Raw genomic sequence first — 21,933 nt, 5'->3', positions numbered from 1 at the left:
TTTTACTTGCTAATAAGGCGATAATACATAATTTTATGAGTAATGCGAGATTATGCGTAAAATATAGCTGTCATAAATTTTTATTTGTTGATAAAAGCGATAACACATAATTTTATGAGTAATGCAAGATTGCGTAAAATATCGCTGGCATGAAATTTTTACTTGCTAATAAGGCGATAACACATAATTTTATGAGTAATGCGAGATTATGCGTAAAATATAGCTGTCATAAATTTTTATTTGTTGATAAAAGCGATAACACATAATTTTATGAGTTAATGCAAAGTTGCGTAAAATATATTTATTCTGCAAAAAAGGTTATAATATTCAAATAAATTAAAGGAGGACTCGCAAATTTTAAACATGAATCGCAAAAAAATTTTATATGTCATTCTTGCGTGTATTCTTGTCCTTGCTTTAGTTTATCCCGTTGTATTTATAGCTCTTGAATCTGATCACGATTGCAAGGGCGATGACTGCCCTATATGCTTTGATATTTATTTATGCTGTAATGCTGTAAAAAATTTATCACTCGCTGCCATAAATATTATTATTGCTTGTCTAATTGTGAGTGAAATTTTTGACGGATTCATTTATTCTGACACGGTAAAAATTCCCCGATCTGATTTGGTAGCTCTCAAGGTCAAACTTTCAAGATAAATTCTCACGTGAAAATAAGACGCTTTCAAATTTTATTATTTTACGGAGGTTATTATTATCATGAGAAAAATTTTTGTCTTGTTATTAGTCTTGATTCTTAACGAGTCAGCTTGTGCAGATATTCGCGTTACTGTGAGTATATTTCCGGTTTATGACTGGACTAGAGAAATTGCGAAAGATTCCGGCGTTGACGTTGCTTTGTTGATGAAAAAGGGCGTTGATTTACATAATTATCAGCCTTCAGTCAGTGATATAGTGCGAATCTCAGAGAGCGATATTTTTATTTACATAGGCGGCGAGTCTGATGAATGGGTAGAAGACGCGCTAAAAAATGTTACGAATAAGAATCAAATCGCGATTAATTTACTTGAAATCTTAGGTAATGCCGCAAAAATTGAGACTCAACTTGAGGGAATGCAGGAAGATCACGAGCATGAACACGAGCACGAGTCCGAACTTGACGAGCATATATGGCTGTCACTAAGAAATGCGGGGATTCTTTGCCGTCATATTGCCGCAAAACTTTCAGAAATTGACCCGTCTCACAAAAAAATATATTCTCAAAATCTTGCGCGTTATATTAAATCACTCGATGAGCTTGACAAGAAATATTCTGACATGATTAATCACTCAGCTAGGAAAATTTTATTATTTGCTGATAGATTCCCGTTTAGATATTTAGCTGATGATTACGGGCTTAAGTGTTACGCGGCTTTTTCCGGGTGTTCTGCTGAGACTGAAGCGAGCTTTGAGACCATAAAATTTTTAGCAGAGAAGACAGACGAGTTTAATTTGCCATGTGTTATAGATATTGACGGTACAAGGCACAACATAGCCCGCACTGTTATAGCAAGCACTAAGGCCAAGAATCAAAAAATTTTAGTCCTGAATTCTATGCAGTCAGGAGATCCCAGAGTCTCTTATCTGCAAATCATGGCCGAAAATCTCGAAATCCTGAAAGAGGCTCTAAATTAAATGATAACTTGTGAAAATTTGTCAATAGGCTGGGACAATCGAGTAATCATAAAGAATCTAAATTTTTGTGTTAAATCAGGCGATTATTTATGTATTATGGGCGAGAACGGTTCAGGCAAAAGCACTCTTATAAAAACTATTCTCGGACTCAATAAACCCTTAAGCGGCAGAATAATTTTTACTGATGGACTCAAGAAAAACGAGATCGGCTATCTTCCCCAGCAAAAAGAATCACAAAAGGACTTCCCTGCTTCAGTTCGTGAAATTGTATTATCAGGCTTTCAAGGAAGGTGCGGGCTCCGGCCATTCTATAATAAACGCGAGAAAATAGCGGCATTTGAGATCATGCAAAAAATGAAGATTTCAGATTTAGAGTTCAAATGTTACCGCGAATTATCAGGAGGTCAGCAGCAAAGAGTCCTATTAGCGCGTGCTTTGTGTGCAGCTCAAAAAGTTTTAATACTCGATGAGCCTATAACAGGTCTTGACCCTGAGTCAGCTTCAGAAATGTATTTATTGCTGAATGAATTAAATCGCGATAAGAAAATTGCTATTATTATGATCTCTCATGATATAGACAAGGCCGCGAAATATGCAAAAAATTTATTGAGGCTCGATAAATCATGCTAGAAAATTTAATAGAAAACTTGATAGAGAAATTTATACTTTATTGGCAGTTCCCATTTGTGAGATATGCTTTTATCATGGGGATAATGATTTCAATTTGTGCGTCATTATTGGGAGTTACTCTCGTGTTAAAGCGATTTTCATTTATAGGCGATGGACTTTCACATGCGGCTTTTGGTGCACTGGCTGCGGCTGCTGCTATGAATATAGGCTTTAATATGCCTGTAGTTCTTGTAGTAACGATTTTATGTGCTGTCATGCTTTTGAGGACGGGGGCAAATGCTTCTATCAAAGGCGATGCGGCTGTTGCTATGCTCTCTGCTGGTTCACTCGCAGGGGGTTATATGCTCATGAATATATTTTCGTCGTCGTCAAATCTTTCGGGCGATGTCTGCACGACTTTATTCGGTTCTGTGTCGATTTTGACTCTCACTGTTAAAGAAGTTTGGCTGTGTGCTGTATTGTCAATTTCTGTAGTCTTAGCTTTTATATTATTTTATAACAAAATTTTTGCGGTAACTTTTGACGAAGATTTTGCGGCATCTTCAGGCGTGAACACTCAATTATGCAATTTATTAACGATTGTGATGTCGGCTGCTGTCATAGTCCTTGCTATGAAATTGGCGGGCTCTCTGCTCGTTTCAGCTTTGATAGTATTTCCTGCGTTATCTGCCATGAGAATATTTAAAAGTTTTCGCGCGGTTATTATATTCTCGGTGATTATTTCAGTTATATGTGCGGCCATAGGGATAATAATTTCTGTTTTAGCGGGGACTCCTGTGGGCTCGACAATAGTAATTGCTGATATTTTAGCGTTTGGGATATGCTATATTGCCGGAAAAATTTTATATAGCGGGCGTTAATTACATGAGAAATTTTGCGAAATATTTATTTAATTGCGCGGGGTAATGTCATGAAAAATTTATATTTACTGACAAAAAATTTTGTGAAATATATAGAGATTGAACGCGGTTATTATTGCGCGGGTTATGTCATGAAAAATTTATACTTGCTGGCAAAATATAAAACTTGTCAACACATGTGATTATTACAGAAAAAATTATTTATTGCCGACTCGTGCTTTATTTATAAAAAATTTATCGGAGGTGCTTAATTCATGAAAAAATTTTTATGTATGATTATTATATTATTATTTGCGTCTAGTTCATTTGCGGCAGGAAAAATTGATATTGACTTAACGAAATTTAGTGATGTAATGCTTTATTCGGGAGTCTTTAATATTTTGTCAAATCCTGAGGCTTATACAGGGAAAATTATCAAAGTCAGCGGCTCATTTGATTATGTTCACGAGCAGGATACAGGCAGATATTTTTTTGCTGTTATCATAACTGACGCGGCTGCATGTTGCAGTATAGGCTTTGACTTTGTGCTTAAGGACTCATACAAATATCCTCAGGATTACCCGAAAAAGGGCGACAAAATTACAGTAACAGGACGATTTGAGCGTTACAAAGACGGTGAAGATATGTTCTGCAATCTTGTAAATGCCGATTATGTGAAATAATTTGCGCTTTATTTTTTCTTGCTCCGAGTGTAAAAAGTTATTCCCAGAATCGTCCATAAAATTAATAGCGTGTAAGACTCTTTGCCGATCGAGACATTAAGACCCGGAATAGGCAGCAATAATAATAACGCAAAGCATACCGAGAAAAAGAATCCCAGCGAGCCAAATATTATTATGTCGATTCTATGTTCGTGAAAGGCATATTTACACGCAGATATTGAAGTATACGCAAAACCTATCGCGCCCCCGATTGATGCCATGTCGAAAATCCAGCCGAGAATCGCCCGCCCTAAAAGTGAAGCAGTCCCCGCCGCTGTCATGCAAAATATCGCCGCATTAGTCGGGACGTTATTTCTATTGAGATGGCCGAACCATTTAGGAATCATTTTATCGCGTGCCATTGAGTATAATAATCTGCTCGTTGCTATATAAAAGCCTATTATCCCCGTGAACATCGCCGCAAATACTGACGCAACTATGAAAAATAATCCCGTCCTGCCCATTATCATAGACGCTGCATTTAAAGTCGGGAATGCTTGAACGCCGCTGAGATTTCCGATATTATTCACGTATTCAGGCCAAGAATTATAGACAGCCGGAAATATCGAACATGCTAAGAAAGTCAACGCGATATATACGAATCCTCCGCAAATAATACTAGTATCCATGACAATTTTTGTGCTGTCAGGTGAAAAATTTGACTCTTCCATCATTTGAGGCACTGTGTCAAATCCTATAAACGACATCGGGGCTGTTACTGCGACTGCTATAATTTGCGAGATTATCCCCTTGGAAAAATTTGCGTCAATCGGGTGGAACATAGGCTGAATATTTGCGGATTCTACTTTAGGACTGAAAATTGTTCCGCCTAAGACAAATAAAATCCCGCCCAGCAAGATAAATACTAGAATTGTTTGCAGTCTCCCGGTGAAATTTACTCCGAAAGAGTCAATTACTCCAAATATTATTAATGCAGATACAGCCATTAACATTTCACCGAAATAAATATCATAGCCCGCTATTGTATAGTGAAATCCAAATTGAAATAAATCGCCGAATACTGCACGAGTTATCAAATTCAAAGCCGTAGCATTTAACGGAATAACAGCTAAATATGACAGACTCAGGAACCACGCGCAAATAAATCCGTGTTTCTCGCCGAATGCCATTTTTGCGTAAATGAATTCTCCGCCAGTCATAGGAAATTTTTTTATCATGTAGCTGTAATTATATGAGATAACAAGCATTGTGAATGTCGCAAGCTCCATAGCTATTAATGTGCCAATCGGGCCGGCATTCTTTAAAAAAATTGTTCCGGGCATAACATACGCGCTCCAACCTATAACACAGCCGAATGCAAGCGACCACACATTAAGAGGGGTTAATTTTCTGTCTAGGTGTCTCTCTATGTCAAAGTTAAAGAATAGCATTTTGTCAGGCCTTCCCTTTGTGTAATGTTAATAGCTGCTGAAATTATATCATGCTGAAAAATTTTATAATGCTATACTATGAACAGCGCAAATTATATAAGGAGTCCTTCATGAAATTATGATTGCAGAAATTAATTACACGTTCATAGAAATTACAATGCTGCCATTTCTTGCTGTCTTGACGGCTTTTCTTGCTGGCCGGCTCTCTACTACTAATGAAATAAACCGGCGTTTTATGCTGCTTGTGTTGTCAACTTTTATATCGGCAGTGTTTGAGACTTCTCTTGAACTCTTCCCGGCTTTTGATGCAAGTCCTTTAGCGCACAAATTTTTTTACTCACTTGTAAATATTAATGCTTATTGCTTAATGTGTTATATCGCGGCTTATACTAGAACTCTAAAGCAAAATTTTACTCACACAAATTTTTTCATGCTATGTGTAAGTGTCTTCATGTTATTTGCTTTATCGCCTGATGAGAAACTTTATACTTTCTTTTGTCCGGGCTTTGCTGTAGTGTTCGCACTTGAGGGCTTTATTTTGCAGCTCATCTATCAGAAATATTACGGCAATGGGCAGTTTCTCGTCATGAATTTATTATTCTTGTTATTAATTGACGCGTTTTTGATTCAATATTTATTTAATCAAGACTTCCCATTAGTGTATTCAATTGCGGCGTTTATGTTATTCTTTACATTTTTTTATCTTGAGGCACCGACTTATAAACAGTTAATTATCGCTAAACAAGAGACTGAAGACGCTAGAATCAGGACAGAATACTCAATCAAGAAAGCGACTATTGCGAACAGGGCAAAAAGTAATTTTCTCGCAAGCACTTCACACGAAATTAGAACGCCCATGAATGCAATTTTAGGAATTAATGAAATGATTCTTAACGAGACAACGGACTCAGAGACAAGAAATGCAGCTCTTGACGTTAAGAGATCAGGGGAATATTTATTAAATCTCGTGAATAATATTTTAGACATTTCCAAGATAGAGGCCGGGAAGATGGAACTATTTGATAATGATTATCATTTATGGGATTTATTAAAGGAGTGCGAAATTTATACAACTGAACGAATCAAGAATAAACCCGCGCTAAAATTTATATTGAATGTCGATAAAGATTTAAGCGAGCATTTATACGGGGATTCATTAAGGCTTAAGCAGGCACTAATAAATTTACTTGACAACTCGGCCAAGTACACGGAGAAAGGACAAATAATTTTAACTGTATCAGGTGAGAGAATCGCAAATAATATAAAACTTGTATTCTCAATAAAAGATACTGGAATCGGCATGAGAGACGAGGAATCACAAAATATTTTCGAACCCTTTGAGCGCGCTAATATAATCGAGACTCGGCATATTCCCGGGGCTGGGCTTGGCCTGAATCTCGTTCGCAACATTGTAGAAATTATGAGCGGCATTATCGAACTCAAAAGCGTTTACGGTGAGGGAACAGAATTTATTATGACAATTCCGCAAAAAATTTCGTCCGGTGAAGAGTTCACGATTAATAAATACGAGGCATATTTGAACGCTAATAAACAGAAACAGGAAAACGAGGACTCCAGCCCTGAAGTCTGGCCGAACGCAAATATTTTAGTTGTCGATGATACCCCCGTAAATTTAGTAGTCGCTAAAGGAATGTTAAAAGATTCTAAGGCAAATATTGACACTTCAGAGAGCGGAGAAAATGCACTCGACATGATAAAAGCTAAACACTATGATGTAGTATTTCTTGATCACAAAATGCCAGGCATGGACGGAATAGAGACTCTAAAGCACGCAAAAAATTATACTGATAAGACGACAAAATTTATAGCTTTAACTGCTAACTCAGGGACAAATGCACGGGCTGAATATATTTCATACGGATTTGATGATTACTTGCCGAAACCGTTTAAGAGCCTCGAAATGATGAGAATTCTTAAATCATGCTTGAATAAATAAAAATGGGAGCCGCTTTGACTCCCTGAAAATTTTATTATTGCTGCGGTTGTTCCACGATAATTTGCGTAGGGTTAGGCTTCTTATATTTGCGTGCGTGAACTTGAATCTCATCGCGTACTGTCTTAGGATGAGGAATATTTTTCGCGATAATTTCTTCTCCGCCCGTTCCTGCTGAAGTAACAATCAAATCGCCGACTCCTAAAATCGTCTGCATCATTGTTTGACCGACTTCAATATGCTTAATTTCTGACAGGCCTATTTCTACAGACTTGTTAAAATCCGAGCTGAACGGCTTGAACGGGTTATACATGATAAATGCGACTTCTTGATCTTCGGGCTTGTCGGGATTATCGCGTAAAATTAACTGCATTGTCTTGCGCTTAACTGCCATACATAAGAATAAGCAGACTTCAATAACTGCTACGATTATCCACAACCATTTTGAGTGTTCTTTCAACGGGGTATACAATGACAGTGCACACGCAGCAACAAGAATTAATAACATGAGCAGCCACGTTTTATAAAAGCTCTTCCACGCCGATTTGTAATACTTATAAACAGGTTCCATTAAAAAATTTCCTCCTTCATAAAATAAATTTCTTGTCTGAAATCGCGATTATTATAGCAAATAAAAAAATTTTTCCGTAAAATTTACATGAACAGTGATTTATAATAGCTAGAAAATTTTTATTTATTTATTATTTATCAGGAAGTGAAATTATTTAATCATGGAAATCTTGAAGACTGCTTTATTGTCATTATTAGGAAATAGGACTCGCTCACTTCTTACAATGCTGGGAATTATTATCGGTGTCGGAGCAGTTATCACAATGGTAGCTATAGGACAAGGCTCGGCACAGCAAGTTGAACAGTTTGTAGCAGGTTTCGGACAAAATTTAATAATGGTATTTCCTGCTCCGCCTAATACGACGGGCGCAAGGGGTGCGGCAGGTTCGGGGAATTCTTTAACGCTCGCGGATTCTTATGCACTTGCTAATGAAGGTTTTGCGATTTCTCGGACAGCTCCCGAAGTTAATTCAAGCGGACAAATTATTTACGGTAATTCAAACTGGAACACTAGTATAATGGGCAGTACACAGGATATTTTAGAGGTTAGAAACTGGTCAATTGCAGAGGGAGAAATCTTCACGGATCAAGACGTAAAAAGCGCGGCAAAAGTATGTGTAATCGGTCCGACTGTAGCAAAAGAATTATTTGGATATTCAAGCCCGGTCGGTGAAACAGTAAGAATTCGCAGTATCCCATTTAAAGTCGTGGGCTTGACTACAAAGAAGGGCGCAAATGCATGGGGGCAGGATCAAGACGATTTTATTTTAGCTCCTGTTACAACTGTACAAAGAAGATTATCACGTTCAGGCCCTAGAGTCGACAATGTAAGGCGCGTTAACGTACAGGCAAGGGACAAAGACTCACTTGAAGCAGCTCAGAACGAAATAATTTCGATTTTAAGGCAGCGGCACAGATTATCAGAAGGAATGCCCGACGATTTCCAAATTAGAGATTTAACGGAAGTACAGGAAAATGCAACGAATACGGCTAATATAATGAGTACTCTTTTAGGCTCGGTGGCTTCAATTTCGTTATTAGTCGGCGGAATCGGAATAATGAATATAATGCTTGTGTCAGTAACTGAGAGGACTCGCGAGATCGGCATAAGAATGGCAGTAGGTGCAAGGCCTTCAAATGTTAGAGCGCAATTTTTAACGGAGGCTGTAGTGCTTTCACTCTTAGGCGGTGCAATAGGAATCGCGGGCGGTGTTGGAGTATCTAACGCTATAGGACATTTTTTAAACTGGCCGATTATTATATCAATCAATGCAATAATAGTTGCTGCGGGGTTCTCTGCATTTGTCGGAGTCTTATTCGGATTCTGGTCGGCATGGAAGGCTTCAAATTTAGATCCCATTGTAGCACTTAGAGCAGAATAAATTTTTTATTTTCCTTGATTGCCTGTTACAATACATGAAAAATTTACATGTTTAATTTAATTTGAAAGGATTAATATATTTTCATGTATTCACGAGAAATTAAGGTAATGCCTTCTGACTCGTCCTGTATAGGCTCGATAAAGCTGAAAAATTTGCTTGATCACTTTCAGGACACGGCCGGGCTCGCTGTTGATGACATAGAGGGAACAGCAACAGAACTTAACGCGCGGGGATATTCATGGGTCTTGACTCGTTATGAGATTGATTTTATAGAGAGACTCCCAGTTTTAGACGAAAAATTTTATATCAAGACTTATCATGACCCCTCGCACGGTTATAATACTCTGAGAGTCTTTCAGGTCGAGTCAGATAATGGCAAATTAATAATTTATGCAAAAACCAGCTGGATTTTATTAGACTTAGCAGCAGGCCGGGCAGTAAAAGCAGCCGCACATCTTCCTGAAATAATTACGAATGATACGCCGGAAATAGATTCAAATTTTCGAGAGATTCCGGACTTTGACGACTCGCAAATTATTAAGACATTCACAAAGCAGGTAACTTTTCACGATTTAGATTATAACTCACATGTTAATAACGCCGTTTATTTCGGATGGATATTTGACTCGACCCCGATTGACTTAATGAATTATGAGCTTAAAAATTTATCGGCATCATTCAGGAGCGGGGCAAAACTCGGCGAAAATATTACGATTCAAATCGCAAAATTAGATTCACAAAAAAATTTATTCGCCTATAAAATTTTACGTGAGGGCGTAAAGAAACCTAGCGCAAATTTTTTGTGTAAGTGGGAGCGTAAATCATGAAAATTGTTATTGTAGGAGCCGGAGAAATAGGCCGCAATGTTGCTAGAAATCTTTCAAGCGATGAGAACGAAGAGCATGATATTTATTTAGTCGACAATAACGAGACTAACGCGAAAAATGCCGAAGAACTTGACGTACAAGTCATAAGGGGGAACGGTGCCCGCCCTCAAGTTTTAGCACAGGCAGGAGTAATTCCCGGTGGAGATGTCGATATGTTAATCGCTTGCACTAACCGCGACGAAGTAAATATGTTAGCTTGCTGGATCGCAAAAAGTGCCGGAGTTCCCAAAGTCATTTCACGCGCAAGAAATTTAGAGTTCACAGACTCGCCTGACTGGGGCAAAAAATTAGGAATCGACATGATGATTTCTCCAGAAAGGTCAATAGCTCGCGAGGTAATAGGACTCTTGGCCGTGAGTTCGGCGACTCATACTGCTGAATTATTAGACGGCAGGGCAGCTCTATACACTCTAAAAATTTCGGAAAATTCCCCGCTCGTAAATATGGCACTGAAGGATATTCGCCCAAAATTTCCGGAATTAATAGCGGTATTCGTATATATTACTCGTGAAAATGGAGAAGCAGGAGTTCCCAACGGCTTTACTATTTTGAATGCAGGCGATACATGTTATGTAGTTACTTATAAGAAGAGTGCTGATACTTTGCAGGGGTTATTCCAGCCAGATCCGGAAAAATCCCGGCCGTTAAAAAAATTATTTATCGTTGGAGGCGGCAAACTGGGAACTCAAATCGCCCAGCGAGTTAGACGAGATTTCGGAAATGTGAGTCTGCGTTTAGTTGATAGAGATCCTGCGAGATGTGAAAAACTTTCTGAAGAATTCGGGGAGGCTCTTGTAATAAATTGCGACGGTGCAGATAAAAAGAGTCTCACTGAAGAAGGAATCGAATCGGCTGACGGTTATGTTTGTGCGACTGACTCGGACGAACTTAATTTAATTTATTCAGTCATAGCTAAGAACATGGGCGCGAAAAAAACTATTGCGATAGTAAAGCGCAAAGATTATCAGGATTTAACTCAATCTATGAAAGTTGACGCTATTGTTGACCCTAACGAAGCACTTGCAAATTTGTTATTAAGAGTCGTACGTTATCCGCGTCATACTCTAGCATATTCAATGATAGAAAAAATTAACGCTGAAATGTTAGAAGTCGTAATGAAAGAAGATAATGATTTAATCGGCAAAAGTTTAATGGAGCTGCGTTTACAGAAGGGCGTTATAGTTGCCTTACTCGGACGCGGTGATGATGTATTAGTCCCGACCGGAGCGACAAAGATTTTAGCGGGGGATCATGTAATTTTATTTGCGTTGACTTCAATGATGCCTGATGCCGCAAAATTATTCGGAGCAGATTTGACCCATGAAGACTAAAACAGTAGCTGGCGTAATTGCCTTAATTTGTCTAGTAGTATCGTTCGCAATGATTCCGTCTTTGTTGATTGCCCTATATGATGACAGCAAGGACTCGGGCGCATTTGCCTTGTCAATGTTTACGGGAATTATAACGTGTATTATTTTGCGGATTTACTCCAAAGGCTCGCAGTCTTCAATAGGGATTCGCGAGGGGGTCGGCATTACTGGATTCTCGTGGATTGCTGCGTCATTACTGGGTGCATTGCCTTATTATTTTGCCGGTTATGTGAGTTACACGGACGCATTTTTTGAGACTATGTCAGGATTCACAACTACGGGAGCTACTATAATGACTGATATAGAATCATTGCCGCGCGGGATTTTATTATGGCGTTCTCTTACTCACTGGATGGGCGGAATGGGAATAATAGTATTAAGTCTCGCAGTCCTGCCCTTCTTAGGAGTCTCAGGCATGGAAATGTACAAAGCTGAAGTCCCCGGAGTAACTGCTGAAAAATTGACTCCCCGTTTACATCAGACGGCTATATATTTATGGGGTGTCTATGTAGCTTTTACTTTGATTGAGACGGTATTATTATTTTTCGGGGGGATGACTTTATTTGACGCGTTTGCACATTCATGTTCAACTATAGCGACGGGCGGATTTTCTACAAAAAATAATTCTATAGCATATTTCACGAGTCCGTTTATTCAGTGGGTCATAATAATATTTATGTTCGCAAGCGGGGTTAATTTCTCGTTATATTTCCTGATATTAAATAAAAGATTCCGCGAATTTCTTGCCGATGAAGAGTTTAAATCATATTTATTAATTACTGTGATAGCGGCTCTTGTAATGTCAATAGCTTTATATTTTGCCGGAGCTTTTCAGGGAATCGAGCATACTTTGAGACGTACATTTTTCCATGTTGTAAGCGTCATGACAACGACGGGATTTATCGTTGAAGATTATAATTTATGGCCTGAACTCACAAAATTTATATTTGTCCTGTTAATGTTCATAGGAGCGTCAGGAGGTTCAACGGGAGGCGGCTGTAAAGTCTCGCGTTTTATCATAATAGGCCGGCAGTTAAAGTCAGAAATTTGGAGGTTATTACACCCCCGCGCAGTAATTACAGCAAGATTAAACGGTCGTCCGATTCCTAAAGGCACAATGGACTCATCAGCTGCATTTTTCGTGTTATACATGGCGATTTTATCAGGAGCGACTCTCATAACTACGGCATTTGGTATTGAATTATTGACGGCTTTTACCGGCGTTGTAACATGTTTAAGCAATGTCGGGCCGGGTTTGAATGCTTTAGGGCCAGTAGAAAATTTTGCGTGGCTGCCCAGTTTTGTAAAATGGCTGTTCTCGTTTTGTATGTTAGCAGGAAGGCTTGAATTATTTGCGGTCTTGTTATTGTTTATGCCGGGTACTTACAAGAAATAAAATTTTGATTATCAGCGCGTTTTATTTACGTAGACTAGAGAAAAGAAGGGAGGGAATAAAAGACTCGGCTTGCGTGTGTATAGAATTCACATAAAAAATTTTCCATGATATTTGCATGATTGAGTAATATTATTTATGAAATTTTTTGCATTAAATCAAAATTTAGGCTTTAAAATATTTTATAATTTCACATAGGGAGTTGACAAAAATTTTGAATGATTACGATTACAGAAATAATAATAGATTACGAGTCAAGATTCAATTACGTTTACAGCTAGTTTCATTTTTCAGCGGAGCAGCTACTATGATACTTGAGTTAACAGGCTCGCGGATGGTAGCTCCTTTTTTCGGGACATCATTAATAGTATGGACTGCATTAATCGGCATAATTATGACGAGTCTATGTATAGGGAACTGGCTGGGCGGTGCAGTTGTTGACAAGAATCCAGACGCAAAATTACTCGGACGGATATTAATTTTTACTGCGATAATAATAGCAATCACTGCATATTCAAGCAACATGATTTTAACGTGGCTGCAGTCTCTTGTATTAAATTTATATCTCGCTTCAGTCTTTGCAGCAGTAATTATATTTGCTCCAGCCAGCATATTACTCGGTATGGTATCGCCCTTTGTAGCTCGTCTTGCTATGCAGAATGTTGACTCGTCGGGTGCAGTCGTCGGGCGTTTATCGGCTTTGAATTCAGCCGGGAGCATTCTGGGAACATTTTTAGGCGGCTTTGTGCTGATTTCTCTATTTCCGTCGGGGATTATCTTAATGCTTTTATCGAGCTTGATTGCTTTATTGTCAGTTCTCGTATACACAGGAGCATGGAGAAATATTTTATTATTATTTATACTTGCCGGAGCTACATATGCGGCTGAAAATTTAGGCTTACCCTTTACACCTCGCGGAGTCCAAATTGATACAGCGTATAATCACCTTTCAATAATTGACCATGACGCAAGGAATACTCGAACGGGCCGGCCTTTAAGAGTATTAATCACAAATCCCGACGCGGCTCAATCATTAATGTATCTTGATAATCCCTCGGAATTAGTAAGCAGTTACACAAAATTTTATGATTTAGCATTTCACTATAAGCCTGACACAAAAAAAGTTTTAATGCTTGGCGGGGGCGGTTATTGCTTCCCTCGTTATTTATTGTCAGAACGTCCTGATGTCTCGATTGATGTAGTAGAGCTTGACCCGGGAATAACTGACACGGCGCGGGTATATTTTGATTTGAAGGATCACCCGAATTTGAGAATCTTTCACGAGGACGCAAGAACTTTCTTAAATCGTGCAATAAAAGCCGGTTTCGAGAAATATGACGCGATTTTAATGGACACTTTCAGCTCATGGACTTCGATACCGTTTCAGATGACCACGATAGAGACTGCTGAGAGACTGCGCGAATTATTGAATCCCGACGGCACATTAATTGTAAATATTATAGCGTCTCTTTACGGCACTAAATCCGGAGTCTTTCATGGGATATATAAAGCGTTTAATACGTCATTTAGTACTATGATGATATTTCCGGTTTTATTCGATGAGCCTAAATACGCGCAAATTTTGCAAAATATTATACTCGTAGGAATGGGAGATACAGCTTCTACAGTGTCGCCTACTCCTGACGCAAAAATTTCGGCCTTACTTTCTCATCAGTGGCTTGAACCCTTTGTGCCAAATCCAGCAATACCGGCATTCAGCGATTCATTTGCTCCTGTTGAGAGATATACACTTGTGCAATAAATAAATTTTTTAAGGAGTTAATTAATACATGAAGAAAAAAGAAAAGCTGCTTTCACTTGATAGGGCAAAAATTAATAAGATACCCGATAAATATATTCAAGTTCCCCTAGTGCCTGTTTGGATATTGCTGCCCCTATGGTTTATATCGCTGGCACTGCCTAATCTAGTATATTCCGGTATAAAATTTGCTGACACTCTGCACGTTATAAAATGGACAGTTACAGGAGTTCCCATTGCAATAGCTGTATTTGTTGCCGGCTTGAGATTATTGATTTATGGCAAGGATAAAATTAGATTCAAGATTGATATATTTGCGATTATATGGGCGGTTTTGCTTGCTTATTCTGCATTACAGCCTTTATGGGTAAAAATATTTTCTCCGACTGGATTCGCGCTTGAGATGGTATGCTTTCTTGCTGTCTGGGCATTCTATGTTATAAGCGTCTCGTCATTTCCTGATAACGGCTTGCGTTATGTATTATTATTAGGGAATTTAAACGCGGCTTTGAACGTGTTATATGCAGAGCTTCAGATTAGGGATCTAAATAATTTCTCATTTCTTGACGGGACAATTTTTGAATCACTCAAGCAATTTAGCAGCATAATCTTGCCGACTCCCGGAAATTATATCGGCAACACTGCACAGCAAAACATGTTCGGATTATGGACAGCCGTAGCAGCTTTAGGAGCTATATATTTATTTGTCTATGACGCATGGAAAAATGACTCGGACGAACACGGCAAAAAAATTTATTCCCCTGCTGTAAGTCTTGCACTGGGCGTTATATGCTTAAAATTTGCGGTTGAACATGGAAATATTTTACTTGCGATCTTGGCCGGATTATTCATGCTGGGAACTTTTGCGCTCGCGTTTTATCTCGGCAATGACAAGAGAGTTTATTACAGCGTGATTTTATTATTCTTAGCAGGTATAAATTTCTGGGGCTTGCTGAATTCGACGAGCAGATCGGGATTTCTTGCACTTGTGAGCGGCTTTCTTGTCATGTTAATTATAGCGGCATGGAAATTTAACCGTAATTATGTAATCAGATTCGGGGCGGTTATGATTGTCTTGCTCGCTGTCTTCTGGGTCTCTACGAGTTCAAGCCGTGCAGGCGGTCTTATTGAGAAGACTGCGGATATAATTGAACACGCGGAAAATATAGGCAACAGGCGGGGGATCTGGTCAACTTCTTACGCAATGTTCAGAGAGCACCCATTAGGAGTCGGCACTGGTCAATATAAATGGCACTATATGGAGGCACAGCGCGAGGGCTTCAAAATATTTAATAATGACTGGTACGTATGGCAATATACCCACTGGGCGCATAATGAGTTTTTGCAATGGTTCTGTGAAGGCGGCTATATCGGGGGGATAATATTAATTATTATGTATCTTGCGTGGTTCGTTCCGGCTGTCAGGGGCTTAATCAAGCGCAAGGAAATAAATATTAATGCTGTCTGGGCACTCGGTTTAACGTCATTGATAACTTTTTGTGCGATTTTCACCCGTCCATTTCACAGGATAGAGAATATGGTATGGATAACTTTAGCATTTGCCTTGTCTAATCGTGAATTTTTCGGTGATAAATTGAAATTTCCTGCTTTCAAGTCAAAAGCATTCATGAATATAATCGGGCTGATTTGTATAGCCTCATCAATTGCCGGAGTGTTATATATTTCAGATGGGATTTACGGGAATTATGTATTACGTCAGGCCTTATCGACTCAGAATCCAAATTTGCAAATTAATTTACTCAATGAGGCCGCAAAACATCCGATTGTATACGAGGAAGCACAGAGAAATATCGGGTATCATTATTTACAGTTAGGTGAACAGACTAACGACCGCGAATTAATTGCACGAGGCTTTAATACTTTATGGCAGCATTTTCACAGGGAGCCTCACTCAGAAGATATTAACAGGTTATTGACTTATGCGCAAAAATATCAGATTCAGAATGCATTAATCGAGCTGGTAAGCTATTTCAAGCCCGGTACTTATCATTTAGTGAGGCAGCGTCACAGAGACGAAAAAGGAAATATATTTGACGCTCTTGTTATTGCGAACGGTCCGGCACCTGAAGCGCGAAATAATAATACTAGCAAATGAGAAAAGGTTTTACACTCTTAGAAATATTAATTGCTGTTATGCTTACGGGAATGCTGGCCACTCTTGCGCTTGCTCCCGTAGTCTTTACAGTAAGAAGAGTAGTAGAGACTCAAGAAAGATACTCGGATGTTTCGGCATTACAGCGCACAATGAATTTTATAACGCGTGATCTAAATTCTGCCATGAGACTGGCCGCAAATGTGATAACTATTATAGATCATGAATCAATGGGAAATAGAGATGACGATATTTTAATGATTATGAGTTCTGCTCCGTCTGTTCAGGGGCTGCCGGCCGGGACTCTCGTTTATAAGCTCAACGAGGGCGGAATTAATAATAATAATATAATCCCCGGTCTATATAGATGGATCATTCCCGGGAAGGCTCCGAATTCTATAAATCACGAAAAATTAAGAGGTGAAGACGGTCAGCTCGTTCTGCCCTATGTAAGCGCATTTAAAGTCGAAGTACCTACAAATTCACGCGCCGATGATAACAAGAAAGATTTTGCGGGGCCTCTTCCTCATGGAATATATATAAAAATTTCACGCAAAAATTTAGATAATACGCAAATAATTAATAACGGAGTAAATAATAATGAAAGCGAAAATCTTGACGAACTCGAAAGCGTTATCGTGTTCCCGTAAAAATAAATCAAGAAAATCCGGCTTTGTCCTCGTGAGTGTCTTAATGCTGGGAGTGTTATTAATTTCATGTGCTACGGCTTTTAGCTGGTTCGTTCGTGCTCAAGTCAGGACTACAGGCCAAGAATTACGCGCAATTGAACGCAGAAGCATGGCCGATGTTCTCGCAATTGTAGTAATGAAAGCATTGACTCAAGTCGCCGCACAATTTAAATATGACAGCCCCGCCGATCAAAGATGGTACCAGCCTTTTATTTTGCCGCTCGGAAATGATTTAGGAATCTGGGTCGCTCAAATTGTCCCCTTAGATGATAAAATCCCCCTTAGAAATTTATTCTTGCCCGATGGTAATACTTTGAGGCGCGAAATCTCGGAATTATGGGAAGAATTATGGCGCAAAATCGGCAATGTAAATAATTCAAATGTAGTGCTTGACTTTATTGACAGGAACGACAAACCCAGAGTCGGAAGTTCTGAACGTGAAGAATTCATTAATAGAGCACCCTATGACCCGTCAGAATTAATGATGTTGAGCCGCGATATTCCCCAAGAATTATTATACGGTTCAGAAGGCAAAAAGGGATTTGTTGATTACTGCACAGTTTACAGCGACGGCAAAATTAATATAAATGTCGCTCCCGTTTATGTCATGGAGTTAATGCCCGGTCTTGATACAGGAGGAGTCGCAGAAAGAATCGAACGCACTAGAGCAGAGACACCTATTAAAGATATGGCGGATTTGCGGAAACTTCCCGGATTTTCAGCTAAAAGCAGCAACAAATTAACAAATTTAATCGGATTCAAGAGCCGTTATTTTTTGCTGAAAATTGAATGTCTTGACGATACAGGCAACGGGGGCAAATCATTTAATATAATATTAGATAGAGACTCTAAGCAGATAATCAAATGGGAGGAATCATGAAGCTAGATTTAAATATGAACATAGAAAATTTATTCAGGAAGAAAACGGGAGAAGATTTCACTGATACAGAATTTCGCAGGATTCTAGAGATTCACGAGAAGGGTACAAATGACGAGAACGGCGAAGAGTATCAAGAGAGCCGCAAAGTTATAAAGATTATCGCATCAAGTCAAGAATCAGCGAAAAATTTTATTACTCTTGTCCCTATGAGGTCGCTTTCACTTGAAGATTTTGCGTTCCCTTTTTCCGGTAATACTAAGATTCGCGAGGCCTTAAGACTTCAAGTTATGCCATATTCAGCGGCCGGGAAGCTCGAATTATTCCCCGTCGTTATCGCAAAGTCCGGGCGTTCAGTTAATGGAATTGTTTGGTATGTTTCGCCCGAAGAGTTAAATTTGCCTAGTTTCTCATATGAGTCCGGCGCAAGTAATAAAATTTGGCCCGCTCCATTGCCTTTTATTTCTCGCTTGAAAGAATACAACGGCACGGGGATAACTGCATATATAGACGAAGAAAATATTTGCTCGATTTTATGGCAGAATAATAAACCCGTTTTATACCGCTGGCGGAAAGTTACAGGCGAGGACTCGGAAAATAAAGAAATAGCTTGGTATGATAATTACTGCAAAACTCGTGAATTAGAACGCGGCGGGAATTTTATTATTAACGTATCAGGCAACAATGACGAGGACGACGAGGAGTCTAATAAAGAATTTCGCGGCATGATTAGCGAGAGTTTAAAAATTTGTCCGTGGCTGAATAATATAAATTTATCCCGTTCGGCACTTGAGGGAGCTATTGACCTAGAGCGCAATATAAAATTTATGACTCGTGCGGCAATTTGGCTTTTAGTGCTTGGAGTCGCGGCCATATCAGCGAGTTATTTACGCTGGAATCAACTTCAGGGACAAGTTCAAGAATTAAGAACACGCAGCGAAAAAATTTATCGTCAAAATTTTGATCCTTCACATACCGGGCGAATCTCAAATCCTGTAACACTTGCGCGCGATAAGATTGACTCGTTGACTAACACAGGCCAAGCCGCTCACCCTTTGGAAGAAGTGCTTGCTGATATAGGCGAAATTTTTACGCAGACTCAAAGCATGGATATAAGGCTTGATATAATTCGCTATAATTCCGAGGGAATCGACTGCACAGGAACAGCACCGGATATGACTACAGTTTTGAATTTCAGGAAGGCATGGGAAGGCCGGGCAAGGCTCGCACAAGTCGATAACACTCAATTTGTATCAGGTATAGGATTTAGATTTGATATGCGCGTAAGGTGGTAAATATAAAAAATGGCATTGAATCTCGAACAAGTTTTTAATAACGCAAAAAATATCGCACGCGGTGAGGCAGCAGGAAGCATAAAATTTATTGTTATTCTCGTCTTGACTCTTGCTATATGGGTCGGAGTTCTTGTTATTAACGGCTGGGCAGCACAGAGTCAGACAAATTTACGAGCTCAGCAATCACGATTAAGGACTCTTTTGACTCTTTCAGACGAGTATAAATCAATCGCTCCTAAAGATAACAAGAAAAATAATACTCCTTCAAATGTTGATGTCCCGACAATTTTCGCGCAAGTCTCTGAAAGAATGGAACTCGGCAGCCGTGTAAATAGAATCACTCCAGACGGCCGTAATCAATCAGTCGAAATTAATAGACTTTATGCCGAAGAATTTGCCGAACTTCAACAGCTTTTAGCAGCTCGCGGAGTCAGATTTATTGCGCTTGAACTTAGGGCACTTCCTGCAGGTCAAGAGAGATTGTTTACTATTTCAGCTATAATAGGGCCGATGAATTAAATCATGAAGAAATCTTTATTAACTATCATAAAAATTTTATTATTGCTGGCGGGATTCGTTTATGCATTATGGATTTTCCTGCCATATAGAGAAGTGGGCAAGTTTGCAATGTCAATAGCTCATTCTCAGTTAAATGCTCGTGGAATGCGTTTAAATTTTTCTGATGTATCAGGCGAGTCGGACGGTTTCACAGTTAGTAATTTGGCCCTGAATGGGACTGTAAATTTTTCTTTGAGTTCGATTACTATACGGCCGAGAATTTTAGCGAGTATATTAAGCCTTGCTCCGGTTTGTGATATTTCGTTTAAAGGCGGAAATTTGAGACTCGGGACAAATTATAATTTTGGGGATGGACGTTTTTTGCTGACAGCCGGGCGAAATGAAATCTTGCTGGAACAATTACGAACTAACGGAGATTTTGCAGTCAACGGCTATATAACTTTTTCACCCGCAAATATGAGAATTGGACGATCTGACGCGCAATTAAATGTTCCCGAAGAATTTGCAAATAATTTGAATATGCTGCGTAATTTCTTGCCTTTAGTTCAAGAGGGCGATCGCTGGTACTTAAGGAGGAAATAATTTATAAATGTTAGACAGGTTAAGAGACGCTTTGCAGTCTTCACGTGTAAGGCGTATTAAAGCAAATAAACAGGAGAAGGAGTCATCGCAGAAAGAGTCGGGCGGGAAGATTTATCAAACTTGGCTGTTAGTATTGCCGCTTTTAGTGGGACTCGCTGCCGGCCGTTTAGCTGGAGTCGGACTCGGTTATGGGCTTGATTTTCTCGCCGGGAATTCCGGAGTCGTTGACAGCGCAGTTACCGGGAGTCAAGCTCAAGACAGCAATTTATCGAATCAAGACAGGGGATTCACTGCTTTTATTTCGTCAAACCCTTTTCAGATTTCGCCGCTCAAAGTCGTATCAAATGAGCCCGCCCCGGTCTCTAAAGAAGTAACACCGCCAGAGCCTCCAACTACTTTAGACGATGTAATTTTGCGGGGGACTTTTCCGGGAATCAGCGCATGGGTCGAGAAAAATGGAAATCTAAATTTAATTCTTATCGGGAAGGAAATAGAACGCTGGAAATTATCGAGTGTCAGTTATCGTGAAGCAACTTTCACACAGGGCAAGAAACGAGTTACTAAAAAAATGGTATTCGGCCCGGTCAAAACAGAAGCTCCTAAACCTGCACCCGCTCCTAAGAGAAACACGCCCGAACCTGCCAAGCTCGGAAATATCGTAGCTGCTGAACCGGGTAAACAGGACGGCGAAGTCTCAAGCGAATTAGTGAGTCAGCTCGTGCAAAATCCTTTTGACGAGTTAAAGCGAATCAGAATCAGACCTAATGAAAGCGCGGGAGGACTCGAAGTTCAATGGATCCAGAATGAAAGCATATTAAAGCGTTTAGGAGTTCAAAAGGGTGATATTATCAAGTCCGTTAATGGAATCCCGTTCACAAATATGGGCGATATAGCAAATTCTATTAATTCACTCATGAACAGTGAGAGATTTGACGTTGAAGTTACTCGTAAAGGGCAGTCAACGGCCTTGCGTTATGTCGTGAAATAAAATGAGAAGACGCGGATTTACTTTAATGGAGGTGCTTGTTTCTGTTGCGATTGCTGGACTCGTAATTTCCGGCGGGTTTAGATTAATAGCGATGTCTTATAAATTATTGGGAGAATTACGAATCGAGCGCGAATTAATTTCAGCAGCAGAAAAAATCTGGCTAAGATTCAAAGTCGATAAAGATATGCCGGATAATGGAACTGAAGACGACACAAAAATTTCATGGCGCAGTGATAATATTTCTATACCTGTTGACGACTATGAACTGAAATATAAGCGCGTTACTATAACTCTTGAGTCGGGGCGGTCAACTGTTATATATGTTGCCGAATAAATAA

21 protein-coding genes are annotated in these 21,933 nt (G+C 39.3%); 19 read left to right on the top strand and 2 right to left on the bottom strand.

The window, feature by feature from the left end; translation table 11 throughout:
* Positions 1-363 precede the first annotated feature (363 nt).
* The 5 genes from IJS99_05740 to IJS99_05720 all read left to right on the top strand — a co-directional run bounded on the left by IJS99_05740 (position 364) and on the right by IJS99_05720 (position 3,787).
* The gene (locus IJS99_05740) at positions 364-660 is read left to right on the top strand and encodes a hypothetical protein (GenBank protein ID MBQ7561316.1); all 297 of its coding nucleotides are present in this window, start codon (positions 364-366) and stop codon (positions 658-660) included.
* A gap of 60 nt (positions 661-720) precedes the next feature.
* Positions 721-1,635 carry a zinc ABC transporter substrate-binding protein gene (locus tag IJS99_05735; protein ID MBQ7561315.1) on the top strand — a complete coding sequence of 305 codons (915 nt, stop codon included), beginning with the start codon at positions 721-723 and terminating at the stop codon, positions 1,633-1,635.
* Positions 1,636-2,265, top strand: a complete 630-nt coding sequence (locus tag IJS99_05730) for an ABC transporter ATP-binding protein (protein ID MBQ7561314.1) — start codon at positions 1,636-1,638, stop codon at positions 2,263-2,265. It begins immediately after the preceding gene.
* Positions 2,259-3,125, top strand: coding sequence for a metal ABC transporter permease (locus tag IJS99_05725; GenBank protein ID MBQ7561313.1), 867 nt, complete (start codon positions 2,259-2,261; stop codon positions 3,123-3,125). Before IJS99_05730 ends, IJS99_05725 begins: the two co-directional genes overlap by 7 nt.
* Positions 3,126-3,379: 254 nt before the next feature.
* The gene (locus IJS99_05720) at positions 3,380-3,787 is read left to right on the top strand and encodes a hypothetical protein (GenBank protein MBQ7561312.1); all 408 of its coding nucleotides are present in this window, start codon (positions 3,380-3,382) and stop codon (positions 3,785-3,787) included.
* Between the two features lie 8 nt (positions 3,788-3,795).
* On the opposite strand, the gene IJS99_05715 is transcribed toward IJS99_05720, so the two are convergent.
* Positions 3,796-5,217 (bottom strand): APC family permease, encoded by a 1,422-nt coding sequence (locus IJS99_05715; protein MBQ7561311.1) that lies wholly within the window; start codon positions 5,215-5,217, stop codon positions 3,796-3,798.
* 118 nt (positions 5,218-5,335) lie between these two features.
* On the opposite strand from IJS99_05715, the gene IJS99_05710 reads away from it, so the two are divergent.
* Positions 5,336-7,174, top strand: coding sequence for a response regulator (locus tag IJS99_05710; protein MBQ7561310.1), 1,839 nt, complete (start codon positions 5,336-5,338; stop codon positions 7,172-7,174).
* Positions 7,175-7,208: 34 nt separating this feature from the next.
* Here IJS99_05710 and IJS99_05705 read toward each other — a convergent pair whose 3' ends face one another.
* The gene (locus IJS99_05705) at positions 7,209-7,742 is read right to left on the bottom strand and encodes a PH domain-containing protein (protein ID MBQ7561309.1); all 534 of its coding nucleotides are present in this window, start codon (positions 7,740-7,742) and stop codon (positions 7,209-7,211) included.
* 157 nt (positions 7,743-7,899) lie between these two features.
* On the opposite strand from IJS99_05705, the gene IJS99_05700 reads away from it, so the two are divergent.
* From IJS99_05700 to IJS99_05640, 13 genes are all read left to right on the top strand, one after another.
* Complete coding sequence (locus IJS99_05700; GenBank protein MBQ7561308.1) at positions 7,900-9,123, top strand: ABC transporter permease; 1,224 nt, start codon at positions 7,900-7,902, stop codon at positions 9,121-9,123.
* A gap of 83 nt (positions 9,124-9,206) precedes the next feature.
* On the top strand, positions 9,207-9,950 hold the full coding sequence (locus tag IJS99_05695) for a hypothetical protein (GenBank protein ID MBQ7561307.1): 744 nt from the start codon (positions 9,207-9,209) through the stop codon (positions 9,948-9,950).
* Positions 9,947-11,341, top strand: coding sequence for a Trk system potassium transporter TrkA (gene trkA / locus IJS99_05690; GenBank protein ID MBQ7561306.1), 1,395 nt, complete (start codon positions 9,947-9,949; stop codon positions 11,339-11,341). The genes IJS99_05695 and trkA overlap by 4 nt, the downstream gene beginning before the upstream one ends.
* Complete coding sequence (locus tag IJS99_05685; protein MBQ7561305.1) at positions 11,331-12,776, top strand: TrkH family potassium uptake protein; 1,446 nt, start codon at positions 11,331-11,333, stop codon at positions 12,774-12,776. Before trkA ends, IJS99_05685 begins: the two co-directional genes overlap by 11 nt.
* Before the next feature lie 211 nt (positions 12,777-12,987).
* Positions 12,988-14,535, top strand: a complete 1,548-nt coding sequence (locus IJS99_05680; GenBank protein MBQ7561304.1) for a fused MFS/spermidine synthase — start codon at positions 12,988-12,990, stop codon at positions 14,533-14,535.
* 28 nt (positions 14,536-14,563) lie between these two features.
* Positions 14,564-16,648 carry an O-antigen ligase family protein gene (locus IJS99_05675; GenBank protein MBQ7561303.1) on the top strand — a complete coding sequence of 695 codons (2,085 nt, stop codon included), beginning with the start codon at positions 14,564-14,566 and terminating at the stop codon, positions 16,646-16,648.
* Positions 16,645-17,295, top strand: coding sequence for a prepilin-type N-terminal cleavage/methylation domain-containing protein (locus IJS99_05670; protein ID MBQ7561302.1), 651 nt, complete (start codon positions 16,645-16,647; stop codon positions 17,293-17,295). Before IJS99_05675 ends, IJS99_05670 begins: the two co-directional genes overlap by 4 nt.
* Positions 17,246-18,214: a general secretion pathway protein GspK gene (locus IJS99_05665; protein MBQ7561301.1), complete on the top strand. Its 969-nt coding sequence runs from the start codon at positions 17,246-17,248 to the stop codon at positions 18,212-18,214. The genes IJS99_05670 and IJS99_05665 overlap by 50 nt, the downstream gene beginning before the upstream one ends.
* Complete coding sequence (locus IJS99_05660) at positions 18,211-19,506, top strand: hypothetical protein (protein ID MBQ7561300.1); 1,296 nt, start codon at positions 18,211-18,213, stop codon at positions 19,504-19,506. The genes IJS99_05665 and IJS99_05660 overlap by 4 nt, the downstream gene beginning before the upstream one ends.
* A 9-nt stretch (positions 19,507-19,515) precedes the next feature.
* Positions 19,516-20,025, top strand: a complete 510-nt coding sequence (locus IJS99_05655; protein MBQ7561299.1) for a hypothetical protein — start codon at positions 19,516-19,518, stop codon at positions 20,023-20,025.
* 3 nt (positions 20,026-20,028) lie between these two features.
* Positions 20,029-20,607, top strand: a complete 579-nt coding sequence (locus IJS99_05650; GenBank protein ID MBQ7561298.1) for a hypothetical protein — start codon at positions 20,029-20,031, stop codon at positions 20,605-20,607.
* A 7-nt stretch (positions 20,608-20,614) separates the two neighbouring features.
* The gene (locus tag IJS99_05645) at positions 20,615-21,595 is read left to right on the top strand and encodes a hypothetical protein (GenBank protein ID MBQ7561297.1); all 981 of its coding nucleotides are present in this window, start codon (positions 20,615-20,617) and stop codon (positions 21,593-21,595) included.
* Between the two features lie 25 nt (positions 21,596-21,620).
* Positions 21,621-21,929, top strand: a complete 309-nt coding sequence (locus IJS99_05640) for a hypothetical protein (GenBank protein MBQ7561296.1) — start codon at positions 21,621-21,623, stop codon at positions 21,927-21,929.
* Positions 21,930-21,933 lie beyond the last annotated feature (4 nt).

It is taken from the genome of Synergistaceae bacterium (assembly GCA_017444345.1).
Taxonomy (GTDB): Bacteria; Synergistota; Synergistia; order Synergistales; family Aminobacteriaceae; genus JAFUXM01.
Note: the sequence above shows the minus strand (reverse complement) of the source record. Positions and strands in the feature narration are given on the sequence as shown.

Bases quoted from the DNA above. Each gene is read 5' to 3' on its own strand.
- IJS99_05740 (MBQ7561316.1), top strand. From the start codon at position 364: ATGAATCGCAAAAAAATTTTATATGTCATTCTTGCGTGTATTCTTGTC.
- IJS99_05735 (MBQ7561315.1), top strand. From the start codon at position 721: ATGAGAAAAATTTTTGTCTTGTTATTAGTCTTGATTCTTAACGAGTCA.
- IJS99_05730 (MBQ7561314.1), top strand. From the start codon at position 1,636: ATGATAACTTGTGAAAATTTGTCAATAGGCTGGGACAATCGAGTAATC.
- IJS99_05725 (MBQ7561313.1), top strand. From the start codon at position 2,259: ATGCTAGAAAATTTAATAGAAAACTTGATAGAGAAATTTATACTTTAT.
- IJS99_05720 (MBQ7561312.1), top strand. From the start codon at position 3,380: ATGAAAAAATTTTTATGTATGATTATTATATTATTATTTGCGTCTAGT.
- IJS99_05715 (MBQ7561311.1), bottom strand. From the start codon at position 5,217: ATGCTATTCTTTAACTTTGACATAGAGAGACACCTAGACAGAAAATTA.
- IJS99_05710 (MBQ7561310.1), top strand. From the start codon at position 5,336: ATGATTGCAGAAATTAATTACACGTTCATAGAAATTACAATGCTGCCA.
- IJS99_05705 (MBQ7561309.1), bottom strand. From the start codon at position 7,742: ATGGAACCTGTTTATAAGTATTACAAATCGGCGTGGAAGAGCTTTTAT.
- IJS99_05695 (MBQ7561307.1), top strand. From the start codon at position 9,207: ATGTATTCACGAGAAATTAAGGTAATGCCTTCTGACTCGTCCTGTATA.
- trkA (MBQ7561306.1), top strand. From the start codon at position 9,947: ATGAAAATTGTTATTGTAGGAGCCGGAGAAATAGGCCGCAATGTTGCT.
- IJS99_05685 (MBQ7561305.1), top strand. From the start codon at position 11,331: ATGAAGACTAAAACAGTAGCTGGCGTAATTGCCTTAATTTGTCTAGTA.
- IJS99_05675 (MBQ7561303.1), top strand. From the start codon at position 14,564: ATGAAGAAAAAAGAAAAGCTGCTTTCACTTGATAGGGCAAAAATTAAT.
- IJS99_05670 (MBQ7561302.1), top strand. From the start codon at position 16,645: ATGAGAAAAGGTTTTACACTCTTAGAAATATTAATTGCTGTTATGCTT.
- IJS99_05665 (MBQ7561301.1), top strand. From the start codon at position 17,246: ATGAAAGCGAAAATCTTGACGAACTCGAAAGCGTTATCGTGTTCCCGT.
- IJS99_05660 (MBQ7561300.1), top strand. From the start codon at position 18,211: ATGAAGCTAGATTTAAATATGAACATAGAAAATTTATTCAGGAAGAAA.
- IJS99_05655 (MBQ7561299.1), top strand. From the start codon at position 19,516: ATGGCATTGAATCTCGAACAAGTTTTTAATAACGCAAAAAATATCGCA.
- IJS99_05650 (MBQ7561298.1), top strand. From the start codon at position 20,029: ATGAAGAAATCTTTATTAACTATCATAAAAATTTTATTATTGCTGGCG.
- IJS99_05645 (MBQ7561297.1), top strand. From the start codon at position 20,615: ATGTTAGACAGGTTAAGAGACGCTTTGCAGTCTTCACGTGTAAGGCGT.
- IJS99_05640 (MBQ7561296.1), top strand. From the start codon at position 21,621: ATGGAGGTGCTTGTTTCTGTTGCGATTGCTGGACTCGTAATTTCCGGC.